At 46.8% G+C, this 20,294-nt stretch carries 18 protein-coding genes; 6 read left to right on the top strand and 12 right to left on the bottom strand.

The annotated features are described in order from the left end of the window. Together COW20_14935 and COW20_14940 are read right to left on the bottom strand one after the other, a co-directional pair. Complete coding sequence (locus COW20_14935) at positions 1-2,811, bottom strand: hypothetical protein (protein ID PIW46722.1); 2,811 nt, start codon at positions 2,809-2,811, stop codon at positions 1-3. Beyond that, a complete protein-coding gene (locus COW20_14940) occupies positions 2,808-3,953 on the bottom strand; it encodes a hypothetical protein (GenBank protein ID PIW46723.1) in 1,146 nt (381 codons plus the stop codon). Before COW20_14940 ends, COW20_14935 begins: the two co-directional genes overlap by 4 nt. 143 nt (positions 3,954-4,096) lie before the next feature. Here COW20_14940 and COW20_14945 point away from each other — a divergent pair, with 143 nt between their 5' ends. After that, positions 4,097-4,549 carry a hypothetical protein gene (locus COW20_14945; protein ID PIW46724.1) on the top strand — a complete coding sequence of 151 codons (453 nt, stop codon included), beginning with the start codon at positions 4,097-4,099 and terminating at the stop codon, positions 4,547-4,549. Here the strand turns inward: COW20_14945 and COW20_14950 are convergent, their stop codons facing one another. From COW20_14950 to COW20_14960, 3 genes are read right to left on the bottom strand one after another with little or no spacing between them, the layout of a single operon-like run. After that, positions 4,550-7,360 (bottom strand): FAD-binding oxidoreductase, encoded by a 2,811-nt coding sequence (locus tag COW20_14950; protein ID PIW46725.1) that lies wholly within the window; start codon positions 7,358-7,360, stop codon positions 4,550-4,552. Next, positions 7,357-8,268, bottom strand: coding sequence for a hypothetical protein (locus COW20_14955; protein ID PIW46726.1), 912 nt, complete (start codon positions 8,266-8,268; stop codon positions 7,357-7,359). Before COW20_14955 ends, COW20_14950 begins: the two co-directional genes overlap by 4 nt. Continuing rightward, complete coding sequence (locus COW20_14960) at positions 8,268-8,741, bottom strand: hypothetical protein (protein ID PIW46727.1); 474 nt, start codon at positions 8,739-8,741, stop codon at positions 8,268-8,270. Before COW20_14960 ends, COW20_14955 begins: the two co-directional genes overlap by 1 nt. 111 nt (positions 8,742-8,852) lie before the next feature. Here COW20_14960 and COW20_14965 point away from each other — a divergent pair, with 111 nt between their 5' ends. The 5 genes from COW20_14965 (at position 8,853) to trxA (ending at position 13,684) form a co-directional block, all read left to right on the top strand. Continuing rightward, positions 8,853-9,323, top strand: a complete 471-nt coding sequence (locus COW20_14965) for a bacterioferritin (protein PIW46728.1) — start codon at positions 8,853-8,855, stop codon at positions 9,321-9,323. Further along, on the top strand, positions 9,320-9,706 hold the full coding sequence (locus COW20_14970; GenBank protein PIW46729.1) for a DUF423 domain-containing protein: 387 nt from the start codon (positions 9,320-9,322) through the stop codon (positions 9,704-9,706). Before COW20_14965 ends, COW20_14970 begins: the two co-directional genes overlap by 4 nt. A gap of 94 nt (positions 9,707-9,800) precedes the next feature. Then, on the top strand, positions 9,801-11,960 hold the full coding sequence (locus COW20_14975) for a hypothetical protein (GenBank protein PIW46730.1): 2,160 nt from the start codon (positions 9,801-9,803) through the stop codon (positions 11,958-11,960). A gap of 89 nt (positions 11,961-12,049) precedes the next feature. Continuing rightward, a complete protein-coding gene (locus COW20_14980; protein ID PIW46731.1) occupies positions 12,050-13,261 on the top strand; it encodes a hypothetical protein in 1,212 nt (403 codons plus the stop codon). Positions 13,262-13,363: 102 nt separating this feature from the next. Next, positions 13,364-13,684 carry a thioredoxin gene (gene trxA / locus COW20_14985; GenBank protein PIW46732.1) on the top strand — a complete coding sequence of 107 codons (321 nt, stop codon included), beginning with the start codon at positions 13,364-13,366 and terminating at the stop codon, positions 13,682-13,684. Between the two features lie 168 nt (positions 13,685-13,852). On the opposite strand, the gene COW20_14990 is transcribed toward trxA, so the two are convergent. The 7 genes from COW20_14990 to COW20_15020 form a co-directional block, all read right to left on the bottom strand. Then, on the bottom strand, positions 13,853-14,614 hold the full coding sequence (locus tag COW20_14990) for a hypothetical protein (GenBank protein PIW46733.1): 762 nt from the start codon (positions 14,612-14,614) through the stop codon (positions 13,853-13,855). Next, positions 14,614-14,877: a stage V sporulation protein S gene (locus tag COW20_14995; GenBank protein PIW46734.1), complete on the bottom strand. Its 264-nt coding sequence runs from the start codon at positions 14,875-14,877 to the stop codon at positions 14,614-14,616. Before COW20_14995 ends, COW20_14990 begins: the two co-directional genes overlap by 1 nt. Positions 14,878-15,009: 132 nt before the next feature. Then, positions 15,010-15,774 (bottom strand): hypothetical protein, encoded by a 765-nt coding sequence (locus tag COW20_15000; protein ID PIW46735.1) that lies wholly within the window; start codon positions 15,772-15,774, stop codon positions 15,010-15,012. A gap of 74 nt (positions 15,775-15,848) precedes the next feature. After that, on the bottom strand, positions 15,849-16,703 hold the full coding sequence (locus tag COW20_15005) for a hydroxyacid dehydrogenase (GenBank protein PIW46736.1): 855 nt from the start codon (positions 16,701-16,703) through the stop codon (positions 15,849-15,851). 1 nt (position 16,704) lies between these two features. Continuing rightward, positions 16,705-17,322 (bottom strand): 3'-5' exonuclease, encoded by a 618-nt coding sequence (locus COW20_15010; GenBank protein ID PIW46737.1) that lies wholly within the window; start codon positions 17,320-17,322, stop codon positions 16,705-16,707. Between the two features lie 64 nt (positions 17,323-17,386). Then, on the bottom strand, positions 17,387-19,129 hold the full coding sequence (locus COW20_15015) for an asparagine synthase (protein PIW46738.1): 1,743 nt from the start codon (positions 19,127-19,129) through the stop codon (positions 17,387-17,389). Continuing rightward, positions 19,101-20,201 (bottom strand): hypothetical protein, encoded by a 1,101-nt coding sequence (locus COW20_15020; GenBank protein PIW46739.1) that lies wholly within the window; start codon positions 20,199-20,201, stop codon positions 19,101-19,103. Before COW20_15020 ends, COW20_15015 begins: the two co-directional genes overlap by 29 nt. Positions 20,202-20,294 lie beyond the last annotated feature (93 nt).

Consider the following 20,294-nt stretch of genomic DNA (forward strand, 5'->3'; position numbering starts at 1 on the left):
CTAAAAACTGGCTTCAAGTCGGGGACGCCCCAATTTGAAACCATGCTTATCCGCTATTTTTTTGATCTGTTCAACCTGCTGTTTATGCAATCGTCCATGGCTATAGTTTTGCTGGATGCCTTCCAAACCCATTAGGAGAGTTTCAGCCATACAGGCAAAGGAATAGCCAGGTTCAAGGGGAATGCCAGGCACATAAAAATCTGGATTCAAGGGCAATTGCACCAAGCCCCCCAAGATCACATCTACATTCGGACATTGAAGTTTGACCTCTGCAGACGTATCCATCGGAACAGAGATATCGCAAATGATATGGGCACCTTTCCCCAAAACTTGGGGAAAAATAACGGGCTCGGGTGAATTACTTGCCCCCAGAATCAATTCTGAACTCGCCAAAGCGGAGAAGTCTGTACAAATTTGAATCGGGGCAAGCTTACCCAGCAATTCAGTGAATTTTCTCCAAAGTCCCCGTTCTTCGACAGGAGCCAGAAACTCTGCAAAATCAACACCCAGCGAACTTAAGCTGGCAGCGATTCCTTTCAGGGGAAGTGGGGAAGCAAAAGATCTTAAAACCTCAGCATAGATTCTATCGGCTGTCTTCTCCAATCTGCTTTCACTGCCCGGCCTGCCAATTAAAGCAATCTGAGCAATCTCCCCGGCCATGCATTCAGCATAAATACTTGCGATATTTCCAGCCGCACCAATCACAGCAAGCCGCGCTGTATTCAGTTCAATCTCTTTGTTTCGGGCAGCAGTGAGCATGGCTTCAATGCCCATTGCGACAGTCAGCGCATTACCCGTCGTTAATGCCAGTTCCTGGCTCAGAAGCGTGGTTGCATTGAAGGTTACGATTGAATTATAGCCCCCCAGCCCCAAAACCTGATGGTGTTTTGAACGGGCAATGTCCACAGCTTCTTGGACCAAATTCTGAACGGGTGCCAGCTTTCTGCTTTCCAAATGACGGTGCATAATCTCAGAATCGAGACATAGGCCCATAAAATTTAAAATGACAGAAGTCCCCAACTCGGAAGTAACTTTGAGGCGGGTATAGATTTGAGGGCCCACCCAAGGCCACAACTGATCTAAAAATAGTTTCAATTCTTGCGCAGAAAACACAGCCAATCCGGGATCCCAGAGGGGAACATGTTCTGGTTTAATAAAATGCCCCAGAAAGGTCACCTGGGGAAGTTTTTCATCCTCTGCCGCGATCGAAACGCCTGAATACAGCTTCTCAGGTAAAGGTTGAAAATCTAAATCTGCGCCCACCAAATAGCCAGTGAGGGCAGCAATCTGGGCTTCAGCCAAAATTTGAAAAAGGCGTTCAAAGGCCTTGAAGATCTTTTCAAGCGCTTCCTGGGTCAGTAAATAACAGGGTTCCAAACGCAAGGTTTGCGGATTACTCAGGGTGGGAGCAACCCGAATCTGGGCATGATGAAGCAACCACCCAGCCAAAACATAGCCCAAAAGTCCTTGTTCAGCCAGCATATTTAGAGCAGGAGAAGAACTCTCTGTAATAAGATGGAATTCAATCCCCAACATGAGGCCACTGCCTCTTACTTGCTTTACAACGGTGGGGAACCTTTCTTTCAAAGCCAAAAATCCCTGTTTGAGCTGCTCACCCATTTCTGCACAGCGTCTGGGAATTTCTTCGCGATCCAATAAAGACAGGCTCTCCAGGGCGACTTTGGAACTCAGCGGGTCTTCAGCGAAAGTAGAGCTGTGAATCAGACTGAATTCAGGTTGATAGACCTCTTTCGCAATCAAAGCAACCCCCATTTTGGTCAGCCCCCCACCCAGACTTTTCGAAAGCAGATAGGTATCGGCCACAATAGCTTGGGTCTGAGAGTATAAAAATTGACCGGTTCTGCCCATACCTGACTGAATTTCATCGAGGATCAAAGGGAATTTAAATTCAGAAGCCAAGCTGCGACAACTCTGCATAAACTCAGGTGAAATGCTTAAAATCCCGCCCTCACCTTGCAAGGGTTCAGCAAAGAGCGCAAGCACCCGGCTGGCTTGTTTGGCTTGAAGACTCAAACCAGATTTGCCAAGTATCGGGAGATACCATTCAGATTGCCAATTTAAAATCGTTTCACGCAATCCTTGGCTCTGACCGGGTTCCAAGAAAAAAGCAGGCACCCCCAAACGCGAAAAAGGTTCACGGTACTCTTTGCCATGGGTCAACTGAAGGGCTGCTGTTGTTTTGCCATGAAAACCATGCTCCAAAGCAAGTAAAATCGGCTCGGTCTCAAAATAGGCTTTAAATTTTTGATTTAAGAACGCGCTCAAGGCTGCTTGAGTCGTTGCAAGGCCTAATCCACTTAAGCAGGCCTCTGTCTCAGGAGTCAGTTTCACAGGGTATTGGTCTAGAAGCTGAAGGGCCTGTTCAAATTCAAATTGAAAAGCTTTGAGACGCTTCTGATACACCAATTCAGCATGTTTCAAAGCAGCTTCAACGGCTTCAGCCCCTGAATTTACAAAGACACTGATATAGTGTTTTCCCGTAATCTCGGCCAAGCGTTTATCCAGCTCTTCGGCAAGCAGCCCAGCTTCACGCCGTTCGCTCCCTTGGGCCAGAAAAGGCCGTTGAGCTGTCAATTCTGCTTGCAAAACCGAAACCAAATCCGGATGATTGTGTCCAAAGAGGGTAGCGCCATAGCCCCCAATCAAATCCAATACGGGGATTTCTTGACCGTCTTTTTGATAGAAAAGATAGGCTCCTTCACCCCGATGGTAATATTTATCGAGCTGGAGAGCCTTTAACAATTGCCCCAGTTCGGGTCTGACATAGGTTTGATAGGCGGAATCAATCATTTTTGAGCCCTACGAATCATGCGAATTCTGTGATTTTGGGTATCGGCAATCGCCAGCCCCGTAGGAGTCAGAACCAAACCAGAAGGCATTGCAAAACTTCCTTCTTTAAGAGACCCATTCTGAAAACGGCCTTGCCCATTGCCCGCAAAATTTGAAAGACTCCGATCAGGTGAAACCAAACGAATGCGATGATTTCCAGAATCTGCAATATACAGGTTTCCTGCCTGATCAAGATCCAGCCCTCGGGGTTCATTCAAACGGGCCTGTTCACCCACCCCCTCTTGATCTCCGGGGGAGCCATTTCCAACCCAGGTTTCAAGCATTCCTGTCTTGCCCAAGCGACGAATCGCATGGTTAAATCCGTCAGAAATATACAGGTTTCCCTGCGAATCAGCGACCAAATCACGCGGGGAATTGAGTCGGGCTTCTAGCGCAGGCCCATTTAAGAAACCCTTTTCAGCGCTGCCTACCAGTGTAGAAACGGTTTTGCCATCAGCACTTAATTTTCGAATTCTGTGGTTGTTGCTGTCGGCGATCAAAAGATTACCTTGCGCATCCAGACAGAGTCCACTGGGGCTTGAAAACAAGGCGGTCTGTGCCTCTCCATCCTGAAATCCAGATTTTTTGGGCACACCTGCCAAGGTACTGACATTTCCTTTGACATCAATTTTGCGAATCAAATGGTTGCCTGAATCAGCAATATACAGATTTCCAGCCTGATCCACGGTCAAGCCCACAGGATTGTCAAACTGGGCTTGGGCAGCTTGCCCATCTTGATATCCTGGCGCACGCTGCCCCGCAAAGGTAGTTGTCTGGCCTTGCTGGCTTATTTTGCGAATTCTGTGGTTAAAGCGATCGACCCCATAAAAAAAAAGATCTGGCCCCTGCACAATATCCCAAGGATAGCTGAACTGCGCTTCTTGAGGCCCACCCTCTTTAAAATCTGAATCGCCCTCTCCAGACAGAAGCTCTATCTTTTCATTGCCTGTCCAGTTGAAGGCTGCTTGTTTCGAAAGCGCAGCCCCCAAAACCCTCGGGCTTTGGGGGCCGCCAGACTGTGAAGGCGATGCACAGGCGTTTAAGACGCCAGGGAGAAGAAAAGAGAGAAGAGCAGGCTTTGTCAGGCTGAATCTTGATGGCATGCTTGGGTTCCTTTTTATAAATAGGAAAGTCTTACAGACTTAGTGAGTATAACAAACCAACTATTAAACGTCTTCCGAAGAAGAAAGAATTTGTATCTCTGCGCCAGATTCGTTAAAATCAGTGAAAACCAGAAGGGTAAATTATGTTGCATCCATTTAAAACGGGCCTTTTCCTTTCGCTCACGCTTGTCTTTCAGACAGTTTTTGCTGAACTTCCCGCTCAGGCCATGACAAGCCCGCAAGATCCAATCGGTATCCTGCTCAACCAGGGAGAGAAATCAAAATATTATTTCAAAGCCTGGAAAGACCTCAGTTTAAGCGCGGCAAATCGCAATGCCTTGCTCAAGCAGAATCAGGAACTTGACCTTGAAGCCGCACGAACTACAGACTCCGCAGAATTTAAACAGGTCTTTAAAATCAATCACCTCTTTTTTTGGGGCGAAGATTTAACCCGAGTATCGTTTTTGGGTTCCCATGGGGATATTGTCATGATGGATTGGCCAGCGGGTGTCAAAGGAGGACAGGTTTGTAAACTCTGGTTTAATGGCAATGGGGGATTTGCAGGGATTCGAAACCAGGCCTGCACGCCGAATTGATCAGGCCTCGCTGACCCTGTCCAAAAGATAGAGATAAGAATGCCAGGCTTTTTGAGTGGCGCGTTCCAGGCCCAATTCACAGGTACGGCTGCTGGAACAATAGAAGTCAGCTGAAGATTGAAGCTCAAGGGCTGAAGCCTCGTCTTTCAAGGCCGATTGCGTTAATTCAGGAACCCAATACCCCCGATCCCCGGCAAAACCACAGCAACCAGCAGCTTGCGGAATTTCAGCCTGGGTCACACATGCTGAAACCAAACTGAGCAGTTGGTCTTCAATTCCCATTTTCTGAACTGAACAAACCGGATGCACCCAAGCTTTTGCATGGATGGGTTGCAATTTCAGGTTGGGGAGTAGAAACTCAAGGGCAAACACAATGCTGTCGATAATGCGCAGCTTTTGGATTCTAGATTGATTTTCAGGATTCAGCCCCTCGGGTTGACTGAGCAACTGCCAGGTACAGGGGCTATTGTCCACCAAGACAGGCAGTCGCCCAAAATCAGAATGCTGCCAGAGCATGTCGATGCTTTGATTGCGCAGGTAATTGCCCGCTTCATGCAGTCCCTTTGAGCCAAAGGGCAGACCACAACAGTGTCCCATGGGAATATCAGCGAGTTTAATCCCCGCCTTTTTGCAAAGCCGATGCAGCACTTCAGGCAAAGGATTTTCAGCTTCGTAACCCAAATTTCGGGTAATACATGAACTGAAGTAGACAGCATCTGCTGAAAGATTTGAGACAGCAAGGGGTTGCCAGGGTTTCGGCTCAGGCCATTCAGGGGGCCAATCGGGCAAATCAAAGAGAGCATCTAAAAACAGCTTTTTCAGCTGATTTATCCTGTGAGTCCCCAGCGTGTGGTGCCCCCACTTTCCCCATTGAAGCCCCAAACGCAGAGATTTTTCAAGCAGCGGAAATTGTTTTGCCATGCGAAGGGCCATTGCCTGTTTAAAATCTGAACAGGATTCAGAACGCAATTGTTTGACCAAAAGACCCGTGTCAATTTTAACAGGGCAGGCCAAGGCACAAAGTCCATCGGTTGCACAGGTATCCAGAGCATAGTACGGGTAATCCTCTTGTAAAACTTTTAAAAGCCCAGCCTGGGCTGGATCGTGTTTCAAACGCTGCATTTCCCTTCTCAGCACAATCCGTTGACGGGGAGTCAGACTGAGGTTTCGGCTGGGGCATTGTTTTTCGCAAAATCCGCATTCAATACATTGATCCACCACAGCTTCAATCACAGGTAAGGTTTTCAAATTTTGAACATGGGCCTGGGAATCATCATTCAAAATCACGCCAGGGTTTAAAAACCCCATCGGGTCGATAAGCTTTTTCAAGCGTTTAAACAGGGCATAGGCCTCAGGCCCCCATTCTGTTTCAACAAAGGGGGCCATATTCCGACCTGTCCCATGTTCTGCTTTCAAAGCCCCCTGAAATTTGGAGACGATCATGGCGACAAGATCGGCCATAAAATCATGGTAGCGTTGAATCTGATCGGGCTGATTAAACGATTGGGTGATGACAAAATGCAGATTTCCATCTTTGGCATGTCCAAAGATAATCGCTTCCTGATAGGCATAGCGTTGAAATAATTCCTGTAACTCAGTAACCGCTTCCGCCAGCACCTCCAGGGAAACGGCAAAGTCCTCGATAATCACGGTGGTCCCCTGCGCCCTGACGGCCCCCACAGAGGGAAAAAGCCCTTTGCGAATCTTCCAAAGCTCCGCTTGTTTTTTCTGATCCCGTGTAAACTCAGTTGCGGCCAGCAAGGGCCAGGATTTCAGCAAGTCTTCAAGTTGAGCTTGCAGGGAGTGAAGGCTCGTTTCTTCATGGGCCTGAAATTCCACCAGCAAAGCGGCTGCCGCTTCAGGTAAAGCCTGGATCCACTCCAATTCGGTTTGTAATTCTATCGCCCGCAGCGAAGCCCTGTCCATCAATTCGATGGCCTGGGCCCCCAAAGTTGAAAGTGAAGGAATTGCATAACAGGCAGACTGTATATCTTGAAAGACAAGCAATCCTGTCATTTTTAAGCGCGCGTCAGCGACAGTATTCAGAACCGCTTTTGAGATAAAGGCCAAGGTTCCCTCTGAGCCAATCAGAAGATGGCTGAGGATCTCCAAGGGCGTTTCAAAATCCACAAAGGCATTCAGACTGTAACCCATTGTGTTTTTTTGCCGATACTTTTGACGAATCAGCTGCAACAAAGCGGGATGCTCATGAATTTCCTGACGCATCAGGCGCAATTCTTTTGCAAGTTCGGGCAATTCAGCTTCAAATAATTGCTCGGCATCGGGGTCTGAGGTATCAAGGAGATGACCAGAAGGTAAAATAAATCGGAGCGAAGCCAAGGTGTGGTAGGCATTTTGAGCAACCCCACAACACATGCCACTGGCATTATTGGCAAGCACCCCCCCCATCATACAGGCATTGATGGAAGCCGGATCTGGGCCAATTTTTCTTCCGCAGGGCTTCAACGCGGCATTTAAATGCCCAGCCACCACGCCGGGTTGAAAACTTACCTGTTCACCTGCATTTAAAACTTCAAAACTTCGCCAATCACGGGCCAAACCCACCAAAATCCCCTCACTGATGGCTTGACCAGAGAGACTGGTGCCTGCCGCACGAAAGGTCAGCGGAATCTGCTCAGTTTGACTGAATTGAAACAGTGCCTGAATATCGGATTCAGAACGAGGATAGACCACAGCTTGGGGAATAAGGTGATAAAAACTGGCGTCTGAGGCCATTGCCCGGCAAAGCGTAGGATTGGTAATCACACGCTCCTCGCCCAATTGGGAGCGTAAAATCTCCCAGGGAATCATGGCGTGTTGAAATCGGCTTCGGTTTCGCCCCCCCGCAAACCAGTCGTTTTATCCTGAGCCTGGCCAAAGCGAAGGTGGGCCCCCAGTCTAAAAGAGCTTATAAACGGCAGGTTCTGCGTCCAGAGCGGCTGATCATATTGCAGGGAAAGATCAAAATCGGGCTGAATGCGCCAGGCCAAACGGGGACGAAAATAAAGGCTGGATTGTTGCAGTGCATTTTCCTGTGTTAGCCCAAAATCCCCATCAATTCCCAACGAAAGCAAAAGGGCAGGGTGAAGCCAATAGCCGGCTTCGGCAAAGGCCTCAAGTTGGTCAGAAGGCTTATCGAGGGTCTTTCCTGCAGCCAGAGCAACTTGGCGTCGAATATGCAAAGCACTGTAATTGCCTCTCAGACGGTAGCCAGTACCCGCTTGAAGATAGGCCGGCAAAGGCTTCAAGAGATAACCTGCTAAGATGGCCATATCCAAGTTTAATTGCCCCTCTCCCAAAACAGGCTGGGTATCCAGCGCATACCCCAAAGGCAGCGATAAACCCGTGCGCAGGGTCAAGCTCAAGGGCTCCTCAAAGATTTGGTAATAATGGCCAATCCACAAATCTGTAAAGGCATTGGCTGTACTTTGAGTCGAAAATCCGGAGGCCAGATTTTCACTGGCTTGGCGAGCCAAGGCCCGAAAAGGAACCTCAAAAGCGAAAACACCTTTTTCAATATAACCAAACTCGACACGGGTGGTAGACTTGAGTTCTTGTACTGCTGAGGGTTCGTCGTTAGAATAGCTGCCCCATTGGGGTTGAATTTCAAGAAATAAAGCGTCCTTACGTACAGGCCAAGCACTTTCAGTGGCCCAGCAGGTTCCGCTCAACCCCAAGAGTAGACCAAAGAGACTCAATGAAATCAAGGTTTTCAACATTAAATATACATATCCAAAAGAATTCCACGTATTTCCTGCAAGCGTGAAGCCATTTCAAGCGCTTTCCACTGCCCCGACAGGACCTGATCCGTCAAAACAGCGAGATGTTGATCCACCTCTCTGACCAAAGTATACAAACGGTTGTGACGATCATAATTTCGCTCAACGGCAAAGGCTTGGCCCTGGGCTTTGCGGATAAAGTTGCGTACAGCCTGGGTATAGCTGATCAATGCTCTTTCAGAGGGGTTCTGCAATAATTCATCCCCCAACGCGTCAACCTGTTGTTGTAGAACTTCAAGTCCTTCACGAATTTGGGAGGCACCGGCTGAAAAAACCTGATGAAAACCTTGGCCTTGCTCTGAGCGGGCAAGGCCCTGACGCGCAGATTGAACTTTTTCAGTTCCCGATCGCCTTTTTCGTGAAGGATCATTTTCAACCTGCATTGCGTTCCTTTGGGTTTCCCTCATCGTCATATGCTAAGCCATTTTAACGGCATTCTAAAGGCAAGTATAACATAATCCCCATCACGCATCGGTGTATAATGAGGCAGGCCGAGAAGCCCATTTTTTTTCAGGAGTGAACCCATGTTTGAACAAGATGTTGAAAAGAAAAAAGTCGTTGACTTACTAAACCATATTCTCGAAATGGAATTGGCGGGAATGGTCCGCTACACCCATTATTCCTTAATGGTTTTTGGCTATAGCAGAATCCCAATTGTATCCTGGTTACGGGAACAGGCCAATGAATCCATGGCCCATGCTTTGGAAGCTGGCGAGCTGATCACCAGTCTGGGCGGGCATCCCTCCTTGGGAATTGGCCCCCTGCTTGAAACCCATAAACATGATATTGGCGATATTCTCCGCGAAGCCATGTACCATGAGCAGGAATCTATTAAAGCCTATCGGGAATTATTGTCCTTGGTTGAAGGCAAATCGATTACCCTTGAAGAATATGCGCGCCGCTTAATACATGATGAAGTGGTACACGCAACTGAAGTCGACAAAATGTTACGCAAGCCCGGAGAAATTGGCACTTACGAAGCATTCAGCAAATGAAACTTCCATTTGAAAGCCACCAGTCTATCCGTTTGGGAGCCTTTTGGGGTTTTCTGGGGGTTGGATTGGGGGCTTTCGGTGCACATGCCTTAAAAACCCGTCTGGATCCCTATTTTCTTCAGATTTTTGAGACAGGGGTAAGATACCAGCTCTATCACGCCTTGGCCATGCTCTTGACCGGCGTGCTTCAAAATCTGTCTCCAGAAAAAACAAAATTGAAGTGGGTTTCACTTTTTTTTAATCTGGGAATTCTCTTGTTTTCAGGCAGTCTCTATCTTTTAGCGCTCACAGGTATCAAGGCCTGGGGCGCTGTCACCCCCCTGGGTGGATTGAGTTTTCTGCTGGCTTGGCTGCTCATGGCTCTCTTCTCATCGAAATCCTAAAGAAACTCTCGCCACCGGTCTCTTTTCCATGGTATTTTAGGTAGTAAGTATTTTAGATAGTAAAATAATTCATAGTTTAATCTGGAAGAGACCCATGAAAAAATTGTCTGGCCTTACTACCTCGCTTATTTTGGCTTTCAGTATCTTGTCTGCCTGTGATTCCCCTTCAGCACTGATTGCTGAACGCAAAGATCAACCCACTCTCCAGATTCGAGCCAATTTTCAAGCAGCAAGTTCCTCACTGCAAGCGGCTACGCTTACCATTCTTGAGGTGGATAAGTTACCAGAAGCCCTCAAAAATGCAAGCCTTTTGGAAATTGTCTTTGATACCACCAAAGCCAGAATTCCGATTACTCGCAACTCCGATGGAACACTGACGTTTCCTTACCGCTCAAGTCGGCCGATCAGCGGAGAAGGTGAACTCCCAGTTTTAATCGTCGGCGATCGACGTTTCAGTTATTCTATTCTCCTTGAAACCGGCCCTGAACTGGAATTGGCAACCCCCGCCATTGAGGTTCAACCGGCGATGAATATTACCCAAGGAACCCGGCTTCGTTTAAAAGCAAACTTTAAAGATCCCAGCAAAATTCCTGACTATGACTTTTTCTGGTCTGCTGCAACAGCTTCAGCTGGCCCCTGGCAATCCATCAGTGGAAACTCAGATACCATCAGTTGGGATTCTGCTAAAATCGGTAATTATTTTATTCACTTAGAAATGCGGCACAAGAAAAACCAAAGCACTTCTAGCTATACCTCTCCCACAGCCTTGGTGAGAGTACTTGACAGTGATCATCTTGCCCTGACAGAACCCACAAGTGGTGTGATTCTGGAAGGAGAAAAAATCAAGCTAAAAGCCAATCTGCCTGAATTAGAAAATCTTCCCAATCTACGCTACCTCTGGTCCTATTCAGTTTCAACCCAAGCCAGTTTCAGCCCCATTGTTGAAGAAGGTGCACAGATTACCTGGGAACCCCCGCGTGCCGGAAGTTACTTTCTCAGACTTCAGGTATTATCAGATCAAGGCAATTCTACTTACACTTCTTCAAAAGCCTTGGTTCAGGTATCTCCAGCAGACTCCGTGATTGAAACGCTGCCTGCATCTGGCTCTCTAATCAGAGGTGAATCTGTCAATTTAAGTGCAAAATTGGTTGACTCACCAGAACTCAGCTATACTTGGTTCTATGGATTCAGTCCCCAAGCCAGTTTTACACCCATACCCGGCAGTGGAAAAAATATCAGTTGGACTCCGAATCTTACCGGCGATTTTTATCTGCGCCTGCGCACTTTCAATACCAAAACCAATCAAAGCGTAAGCTATACCTCATCAAAAAGTTTGGTCAGTGTCCGCGACAGTGATGCCGTCTTTACGACAGATCCCAGCCCAGCCAGTCTCTTAAAAGGCAGCAGCGTAAACATCAGTCTGAATGATAGCAGTTCTGAAAATATTATTTGGAGCTACGCGAGCACTTCACAAGGCCCCTTCTTACCCATCCCTGCAACGGGTAAAAAAATACTCTGGACCCCCCCCGCTTCGGGAAGTTTTTACTTGAGAGCCGAAGCCCCCAGAGCAGATGGCAGTCTTGCCACCTTTGTATCAGCCAACTCACTGGTCACAGTTTCAGATCGCAGTGACGCGATTCAAACTGAACCTCAACTTGCAAACCTACAACTCGGACAGGCTGTTACTTTGCGTTCAAGTATACAAGTCGCAAATGGCAGCTACGCCTGGTCCTATGCCACCAATGCCTCTGGCCCATTTACCCCACTTCCCTCCTTAGAATCTCAGGCACTGTCGACGGTAACTTGGTACCCCACCCAAAGCGGAAGCTATTATATCAAGTTAGACATTTCAGATCCAGGCAGCAAATCAGCAGTGAGTTTTATCTCTGAACAACCGCTTGTACAGATTTTAGAGAAACAACCCTTTTTCAGTCTTGACCCCAGTTCAGGTCGGATTAAAACCACTGAACATGTCACAATCAAAGCACAATTTGATACCCGAGGCCGAGCCTTTAATTATGGCTGGGCCTATGGAAAAAGTGCTGCGGGCCCCTTTACTCCGATGGGTGGCAGTGCCTTGCCAGAAATTTTCTGGAATCTCAGCAATAAACCTGCGGGCAGTTATTACCTTCGCTTTACAGCGACGCCTCCAGGCTCAGATCGCACGCTAACTTATATATCCTCAACCCCCTTGCTCTTTGTCAGCAGCAGCGATGCATCTGCACCAGAATTTGGGATCAGTTCGCTGAAATAAATCCAAATATCAAAATGAAGCTGGTCTTGCAGGCCTAGATAGCGTAAAATACGCATGTTTAGATTCTGATCACCTTGGAAGGAATCCCCATGCTTCAGCGAATTTACCTTGCAACACTCGCATCTGCCCTGATGCTTGCAGCCTGCGCCCCACAACCCCAAATTCAACCGCTTGCGAACAGCCTTGCTCTGCGTGCGCAAAGCGCTGGTCACGTGATCGATGACAGCGATATCAGTGCACCTGTCAAAGTCAATCAAATTCCCATTCTTGAAAAAGAAGCGAAACGAGAAGGAAATCAACTGATTTTCCGTGCTGTCTCCTTAAACAGACAGTCTCCTCTCCCACTTGCAAGCAACCGTTTGGAGCTGGTCGGCCAATTTAAATACTATGATCTGCAAGCTCAATTGATTCCTGCTGCCAATGCAACTGTGAGTTTGTATCAGGGTTCCCGCGCTGTCGCCCAAGCCATTACCGATGCTGAAGGGCATTGGAGTCTGATTGCCCCTGCCCCCGGAGCCTATCAAATTCGCTATAGTTTTGCCAATCCGCGTTGGAGTATTGAACGTTATTCCTGGGAAGGCCCCAGTCTTCAAGTACAAAATGCCCTGGATACAGGCGTTTATGCCCTTGAAAAAGGCACAAAAAATTCTGAAGTGGGATTGATTCACGAAGTTTATAATCGGGCCCTTCGGCTCTTTTCACGTGAACAAATGGATTTAAGCTGGTGGAAAACCCGCATCAAAACCATTTGGCCAGGATCGGGTGATTATTATAGCTATTACACTGTGAACCTGACCGGGGCACAGCAATGGGATGTCAATGGACATGAAATTGGGCATGCGATTTATGATCAAGCTCTCAATGCCAACTCCACAGGTGGACAACACAAAATAGACGAATGCTATAACGGCACGCTGGCCTTTTCCGAAGGTTTTGCAACCTTTTTTTCGGGAGCTGTCCAGCTTGAGCGCAATGCTCAAGACGCCCATTTCGGCTCCTCACTTGTGCCCCGAAGAGCGCCGATCAGAATTGAAAATACCCCCAGTGATGTCTGCCCAGGCAACCGCAACGAATGGAGAGTCGCGTCTGTGATTTGGGATCTCTATGATACCCATGAAGATCAGGCCGATCACTTAAACCTTTCTTTGAAAGAAATATTCAGTGCCTTCGGTCAGGCCAATAAACCTGCCATCAATACGGCTCTGGATGCCTATCAACTTTTGAAAGAACGTGTTCCTGCAGCCTCTCTGCCCATGCTCCGCTCAGTCTTCGAGCAAAATACAATGGAAGTGAAAGACTAAGTCTTAACGGCCAACCTGGGATTGGGCTTGTGCTATAATTCAATGCATTCCTGGGCCCTCTCCCAGGTAGCCAAGAATTGGTAAGGAGATTTTTAATCCAACATGGCGCTACAAGAAGTTACAGATCAAAATTTTGAAGAAGAAGTGCTTAAAGCTGGTTCACCCGTATTGGTAGACTTTTGGGCACCCTGGTGCGGCCCCTGTCGCTTGGTGACTCCCGTGGTAGAAGAAATCGCCAAAGAATATGAAGGCAAATTAAAAGTTGTCAAAGTGAATACAGACGATAATCCTCAAACGGCAGTCAATTATCACATCAGTGGCATTCCCTCTCTGCTCCTGTTCAAAGAAGGTCAAGTTGCAGACCAAATCGTAGGCGCAGTTCCCAAGGCCCGCCTTTCAAACATGGTCAGCCAACACGTCTAATTGATTCGAAATTTGAAAGCCCAGGCAGAACCTGGGCTTTTTGTTTTGGCCCCCTATTCCGCAATGATCTGGGGTTCTCAACCGGAAGAAAAGCCTGTAGTTGTTTTTAAGCAACGAAGTAAAAAAAAGCACCTCAAATGGGTGGGTGCTTTTTTAAATTACTCAGAATTACTTCGGAATTTTTTTCAATTCAACTTCAGCCAGAATTTCAACTGCATCCTCTAAAAAGTGAAGTTCTCTAAAATACAATTGCATATCCTCATTGCTGAACTTTGTCAGATCAATCAGGGGATTGACCTCATTCAAAACAGATTGGATCACATCAGGAGAAATGGGATGATCCATGGTAACGGCTTGTGCATTTGAAACCAGCAAAGTACGTTCGGTTCCCAGCTTAAAATGCCCACCAACCTCAAAAGGAATGGTAAAGAACCCCCCCATGGTCGTGGCCTTGCCAGAAAGTATGGCTTTGCCTTTCTGTAAATCCACACTGAGCATGGTAATATCCGCACCAAAAGAAGCCAGCAGTTCCTGGTTCTTCATGATTTTTTCAAGCATAACTTTAAAGGTATCGGATTGCAGAAATTTATTGAGATCAGATTCATTGATGCGAATTTTAACAACCCCTTGTGTCGGTTGATTGAGTTGTAATTTATCAGTGTCCAAATTCACCTGATCGACACGTAACGATAAAGATTCCACCGGGAAATCAGAAAGCGTGAAACGTTTCGCATCCATTTCAAGATAAGCCAATTGCCCTCCAAGCAGCGAAAAGCTGGGAGCATTTGCATGCACTTTGACACGTAAGTGTTCTGGGTGATTCAAGGCTTTATCCACACGATCGTGCAGAATACCATTGGCAACATTGGGTGCAAGGCCCCCCAAGGTCATAATAAAACCCATTACGATTGCAAGAATTGTGATTACCATTAGCGCCGTGCTTCCACCATTAATTTAATTGCAGTTCTTTCTTCGCCATCGATCATCACATCGACAAAGGCAGGAATAAAAACAAGATCCAGTCCACTGGGTGCGACATAGCCTCTTGCAATTGCAATGGCCTTAATGGCTTGGTTGACAGCACCCGCACCAATAGCCTGTATTTCAACATATCCTTTTTCCCTAACAACTCCCGCCAGAGCCCCTGCGACAGAAGTAGGTTTAGACCGCGATGACACCTTCAGAACGTCCACTGCTTCATTACTCCTTTAAAAATTGCTACATTGAAGCCTGCTGCGTTTGATTGCATGTCAACATTATACCTTTTTTTGTGCAATCTATCGAGAGGGGCCGTAGATTCTGGCTTTGACAAGTCTGATTGGGAACTAAAGCTGCAATTTAAGATGGGGTAGATATTGAGCAAATGCCATTGGAGCCAATCTGATCTCAAGGCTGTATCGGGTTTCCCACATAGAAGGCAAGAGCGAAGTACGATGCAAAAGGTAAGAATCAAAAACCAGTAAATCACCGGGTTCCATCTCAGGTTTCCAAAAGGCGTCTTTGCGATTCTGTGCGAGAACAATGCGCTCATCGCGTTGTTCAACAAAGGGTGTCTGGCGATCTGAACCGATCTGAAACCAAAGTTTTTGCTGGGGTTCTCGCAAAAGTTCTAAACCCGGAGCATTTTGGCCACAGGCATTCAAAGGAATCCAAAAATTTATCGCAGGGCAGCCCCCCAAAAATTCAGCATCCTGATGAAAAGGAATCACCCGCTGGGGCCATTGATGAGACTGTCTGCGCGGCAGGGAATTTTTTATAAGAATCGCCACTTCAGCTCCAAACAAGCTCTTTAAGAGTGGCTGAAGCGCTGGAACAGCCAATAATTTTAAGCTCTCAGAAACGAAGTCACCTTCAAGTTCTGCGGGCAAATGTCCGTACTGATAGCGCTCCTGATAGACAGAGGGGTGCATTTTACCTGAAAGATAAGCAACTTCTGCCTTGTCAAATTTTACTTCAAGTTGCTCCTTCAAAAGCCTTAAAGCTTTAGTTGCAAAAACATTCTGCCAGAGAAAACAACCCTGAGTTCGAAGCGCCTGTACACAGAAGTCGACCGCATCTGCACAAGAAAAAATGGGGAGAGATTCCTTCATTGTACTGAAAATTTACAATTTTGTTTGAAAACACCGCTTAAATCAAACACGCAGCCAGAATCCTTATCTGAAATTCAGTTTTTAATCGAGGTCAGCAGGGCTGAATAATCCTGGTCTGCAAAACCGGCCTCCGCGGCTTGATTTAAGAGGGCTTTAACCGACATTAAACTGCCTGTATTCAAGTCCATCCCCGCTGAGGCCGATTCAAAAAGTGCGAGATCCTTCAGCATATGGCGAACAGGAAAATTGGGGTGGGTATAATCCTGGCTCAGGTAGCGGGGAAGTTTTTTTGCAAAGGTGGGTGCATTTAAGGCACTTTGCTCTAAAATTTCCATAAATGTTGAAACAGGCACGCCAGAAGCACGCACAAATTCCAAGCTGAGTCCAAAGACCGCCAGTAAAGAGGGGATCATTTGATTAAGTGCCAGTTTCAAACTGGAAGCAGAGCCCACTGGCCCGATCCACTTTACAGATTTACAGAGCTGCTCCAAAATTGGCAGGAACTCTAAGCAGAGCGACTCCTCCCCTCCCACCATGCAAATCAATTCATGGGCCTTGACTTGCGCAATACTTCCCAAAACCGGTGCTTCAAGAAAATGCCCCCCCTCAGAACGAATGAATTCCTGCAGTGCTAAGTTTTGCTCAGGGGCCAAGGTTCCCATTTGCAAGATCGTCTTATTGCGAAGCTCTCCTGAAGAAAATGTCTGCACTACTGCCTGAGAGGCTGAATAATCACTGAGCATGAGAACCAAAACTTGAGCCTCAACCAGCGCTTCAGAGGGGGTTTGAGAAACCTTTATCCCATAAGTCGCTAGGGGTTCGGCCTTAGACAGCGTTCGGTTCCAAACTGAAACCTGGTTGCCCAAAATTTGCCATTCTTGTGCCATGGGCGCACCCATGAGACCTGTTCCGCAAAGTGCAATTTTCATTTTAGTAGAGTGAAACAATATTGTTTTTTTTCAACTCCCAGAAACAGCGGGCAAGAGCCTCGACATCCACCATGGCATTGTGTGCACCTTCAAAACCCATATTGAAGAGCTTATGATGCAATTCTTCAAGTTTTGGAAATTTATTGCGGTTGCCAGATTTGATCGCCACAAAATCCACTGTACTTTCCATTGTACAAATACGGTTGAGTTCCTTCATCGGGTTCGGCAAGCCTTTGCGGATAAATTCCGCGCCTAAGATTTTATCATCGAAGGAAATATTATGCGCGACCAAGACTGTCGACTCCTGAACTACCTTTGAAAATTTTTGCAGCACTTCCGTTAAGTCATGCCCTTCTTTCATAGCTTGATCATTGGTAATTCCATGAACACTTTCGTAAACATAAAAATTTTCAGGAAAAATCAAATAATCTCCCCGTGATAGCTCATTTTGCTGGGCATCAGCCTGAATCCAGGCCAATTGAATCATACGGGGCCAATTATCCACTTCAGTGATCGGCGCGTTGAAATTATAAGGCAAACCATTGGTTTCGGTATCGAAAAAGATAAATACTTCATCTTTCACAAATTCTTCTGTATCAAATAGTGAAAACTGTCCCATGCATTCCTCGTATTCTTTTATCTAAGGGGGCATTATAACCCAAGATGTTCTCTAAAAGCGGAACTTAGGGCCCTCCAATATAGTACCTGAGCCAGGCCTCAAGGCTGAGTAAAATCCATACTTTGAGACCATGACGGGGCAGATATCCCCCCAAATCCCAAGCCGCTAAGCGCTGAAAATAGTCTCGCTTAAACCATGGATATTTGGCCAGATTGCGCAGACGATGCTTTGCCTCGCGGTTTAAGGGCCCACCCGGTTTAAACCACTGCTCAACAGGCACCTGCATTCCACTTTTGGGTCGATTGAGGATTTGAGCAGGGAGCAAATCTGAAACTGCCTGCTTTAAAATGTATTTTTCAACTCCCCCGCGCAGTTTAAATTGTGGCGGCATTGAAAACGCAAGTTCAGCAATATTTTTATCAAAGAGTGGAGAGGCGGGATACACTCCCAATTTCTGGCTGATGGCATTGACCTTGTAGAGAATATGGTGTGAACCTTTTAAACGGGTATTGGCGCTCATCAACTGGTGCACCAAACTTTGTTCTGATTGAGCTGAAAACCAGGGAATTAAGTCTTTCTCCAAGCCGCCAGGGGTCAAGGCTTTGAGGGTTTCAGGTTCAAAAAGCTGAGGCAGGTCGGCATAAAGCTTGCGATAGCTGTGCAAATAGGTACGCGCCAATTCAAATTCAGGGGTTTTAGTTTCTTGAAGATAAAGTGCTGAGAGCAACATGGGGATATTTTTGGGCCCCCCAAAAAGCGGATCCCCCCCTTCGCCATTGAAGAGCACAGGGCCATAGGCGTTTGCAGTTCGAAACAGCAAAGCATTGGGTACTGTCAAAGGATCGCCGATCGGATTCCCTAAGCAAGCAAGGGTTGCATCTAAAAAATGCATCACCGTTTGCGGCATTATCTCTAAAATCTGATGTTCAGTCTGCGCAGCTTCAGCAAGGGCCTGACTGAAAGGAAGTTCATTGCGATACTTCTCGCCAAAGGAGACAGACCAGGTTCGCACCTTGCTTAAACTAAACTTTGACAGCAAAGCCACGACCAGACTGGAATCAATGCCTCCTGAAAGTGAGGCACAAACAGTTTCCTGAGCGGGCATTCGCCTGAGGATGGCCGACTCCAGCTCCTCACGCAAAAGCCGAATGGCAGTCTCTTCAGAGCATTCCCTGTCTATTTCGGGCAAAGTCCAAAAATGCTCGGTTTTGACTTCTCCCTGGCTCCAGTGGAGTGCTTCTCCAGGCAGAAGTTCAAAAACATCGTTTAAAAGCGTCTCGCGTCCGGGCAGATAAGCATAACTCAGATAGCGGGCAAGCGCATCCAGATTTAAACTCCGTTGAACCATCCCAGAGGCCAATAACAAATCTAAATTTGAGGCATATATCAACCCGGCACCAATACGCGTATAAAACAGGGTTCTCTCGCCCATGGGGTCACGGTAAAGGCTTAACTGTCTGTCGGATTCATGGTCAGCCACCACAAAGCCACCCTTTACCGCTGAAATTTGCCCCTGCTGAATCTGCTGCTTCCAAGCCTGGGCTGTGCGCAGGTCCTGCCCCCCCACTTCACAGGCATAGCTTTCAAAACGTAAACCTTGCATGAATTGAGGAATGACCCCCTGGGCCCTCCAGCTTTGCTCAAGCGTGTGAGTCTGTGAAACAGAAAGACCCACGCCCCCTGCAATAACAGGGAAATTTCTCTGTCTTTGCCCAGGCAAAACAAGTTCCCCTTTGGCCAAGGGTCGGACATGGGTTTGTTTTTTTGAAAGCCCCAAACTAACCAAAATCTCCCCCTCCACCATCATCAAAATCTAAAACAAAACCCGATTCTACGCCAAAATCTGAAACACCATCCCCTGCGGCATAGGCATCCACAATTTTTTCCTGATGGGCATTGATTTGATTGCGTAAATGCCGCAACAAACGACTGGGGGGAATCACCATCAAATCAAGTTTCCATTCTTTCAACCATGCCAATTCTTCCTCAGAATAACCTGCAAGCGTACGAAAGGGACTGTTTGATTTTTCCCATAAACCCTTAAATTTTTCCGCATGCACAGGATTCAAGCCCAAATCAAAGATCTTCGCATGGGGAAACCACTCAGGGCGTTTCAATTCTGAAACCATACTGCAGCCATTGAGACTGGCATTGTGGATAAAATAGACCATTAAATGTTCACTGCGTTGAAGCATGGCACGAATTTCTTCAAAATTCTCGCGTGGATAGCCATTAAAACTGAGAATGGCACATTTTTGCTCCAAATGAAATTGATTGGCAACCAAGAAATCAACGATCTCTGGTTTATCACAGAGAATCAGCCGCTCAACACTATAGTCCAACAAGTCCTTAAAGGGGGGGGCGGCTATCAATTTTGACGGTTTATCAGAAGTTTGAAGTAAATAGGGAATCGTCTCCCCCTCTACCGCTTTCCAGCGATTCAGGTGTTTGCTAAAATCAAGCCATTTGAACTGGATTTCAGGGGATTCAGCTGCACTGATGACTTTTTTTGCAGCCCGGAATAGGATGAATAAATAGACCAAAGCTACAAGAAAGAAGGCATTCCCCAAAAAAGAGGCAAGCGGAAAAGACATAATTACACCAAAAATCAGACCCGCAACCACGGTTCCTATCGCTGCTGCTTTGGGATTTTGAAGAGGTTTTGCCTTTTTTCTTCTTGCCAATTCAAAATACAAATGCCGTGGATGAAAATACAAGCTCTGTTTGGCTGAGATCTGCGTCAAGGCTGCCTGAAAAAAACCATCCGTATAAGGGTCTCCTCTTTTCGGCTCAAAGACAAAGCGTTTTCCACATTGAGGACATTTTCCATTGCTTCTTGCACGATATAGACTATTTGTGCCACATTTTAAACACTTCATCTTCACTGGCCTCAATATTTCTTTCAGACTAAACCAGAAAAAAGTATAACAGAAATCAATTTTTGAGCATTTCTAACTGAAGAGAAAAATCTG

The sequence above is a fragment of the bacterium (Candidatus Blackallbacteria) CG13_big_fil_rev_8_21_14_2_50_49_14 genome (genome assembly GCA_002783405.1).
GTDB lineage: Bacteria > Cyanobacteriota > Sericytochromatia > UBA7694 > UBA7694.

Bases quoted from the DNA above. Each gene is read 5' to 3' on its own strand.
- COW20_14935 (PIW46722.1), bottom strand. From the start codon at position 2,811: ATGATTGATTCCGCCTATCAAACCTATGTCAGACCCGAACTGGGGCAA.
- COW20_14940 (PIW46723.1), bottom strand. From the start codon at position 3,953: ATGCCATCAAGATTCAGCCTGACAAAGCCTGCTCTTCTCTCTTTTCTT.
- COW20_14945 (PIW46724.1), top strand. From the start codon at position 4,097: ATGTTGCATCCATTTAAAACGGGCCTTTTCCTTTCGCTCACGCTTGTC.
- COW20_14950 (PIW46725.1), bottom strand. From the start codon at position 7,360: ATGATTCCCTGGGAGATTTTACGCTCCCAATTGGGCGAGGAGCGTGTG.
- COW20_14955 (PIW46726.1), bottom strand. From the start codon at position 8,268: ATGTTGAAAACCTTGATTTCATTGAGTCTCTTTGGTCTACTCTTGGGG.
- COW20_14960 (PIW46727.1), bottom strand. From the start codon at position 8,741: ATGACGATGAGGGAAACCCAAAGGAACGCAATGCAGGTTGAAAATGAT.
- COW20_14965 (PIW46728.1), top strand. From the start codon at position 8,853: ATGTTTGAACAAGATGTTGAAAAGAAAAAAGTCGTTGACTTACTAAAC.
- COW20_14970 (PIW46729.1), top strand. From the start codon at position 9,320: ATGAAACTTCCATTTGAAAGCCACCAGTCTATCCGTTTGGGAGCCTTT.
- COW20_14975 (PIW46730.1), top strand. From the start codon at position 9,801: ATGAAAAAATTGTCTGGCCTTACTACCTCGCTTATTTTGGCTTTCAGT.
- COW20_14980 (PIW46731.1), top strand. From the start codon at position 12,050: ATGCTTCAGCGAATTTACCTTGCAACACTCGCATCTGCCCTGATGCTT.
- trxA (PIW46732.1), top strand. From the start codon at position 13,364: ATGGCGCTACAAGAAGTTACAGATCAAAATTTTGAAGAAGAAGTGCTT.
- COW20_14990 (PIW46733.1), bottom strand. From the start codon at position 14,614: ATGGTAATCACAATTCTTGCAATCGTAATGGGTTTTATTATGACCTTG.
- COW20_15000 (PIW46735.1), bottom strand. From the start codon at position 15,774: ATGAAGGAATCTCTCCCCATTTTTTCTTGTGCAGATGCGGTCGACTTC.
- COW20_15005 (PIW46736.1), bottom strand. From the start codon at position 16,703: ATGAAAATTGCACTTTGCGGAACAGGTCTCATGGGTGCGCCCATGGCA.
- COW20_15010 (PIW46737.1), bottom strand. From the start codon at position 17,322: ATGGGACAGTTTTCACTATTTGATACAGAAGAATTTGTGAAAGATGAA.
- COW20_15015 (PIW46738.1), bottom strand. From the start codon at position 19,129: ATGATGGTGGAGGGGGAGATTTTGGTTAGTTTGGGGCTTTCAAAAAAA.
- COW20_15020 (PIW46739.1), bottom strand. From the start codon at position 20,201: ATGAAGTGTTTAAAATGTGGCACAAATAGTCTATATCGTGCAAGAAGC.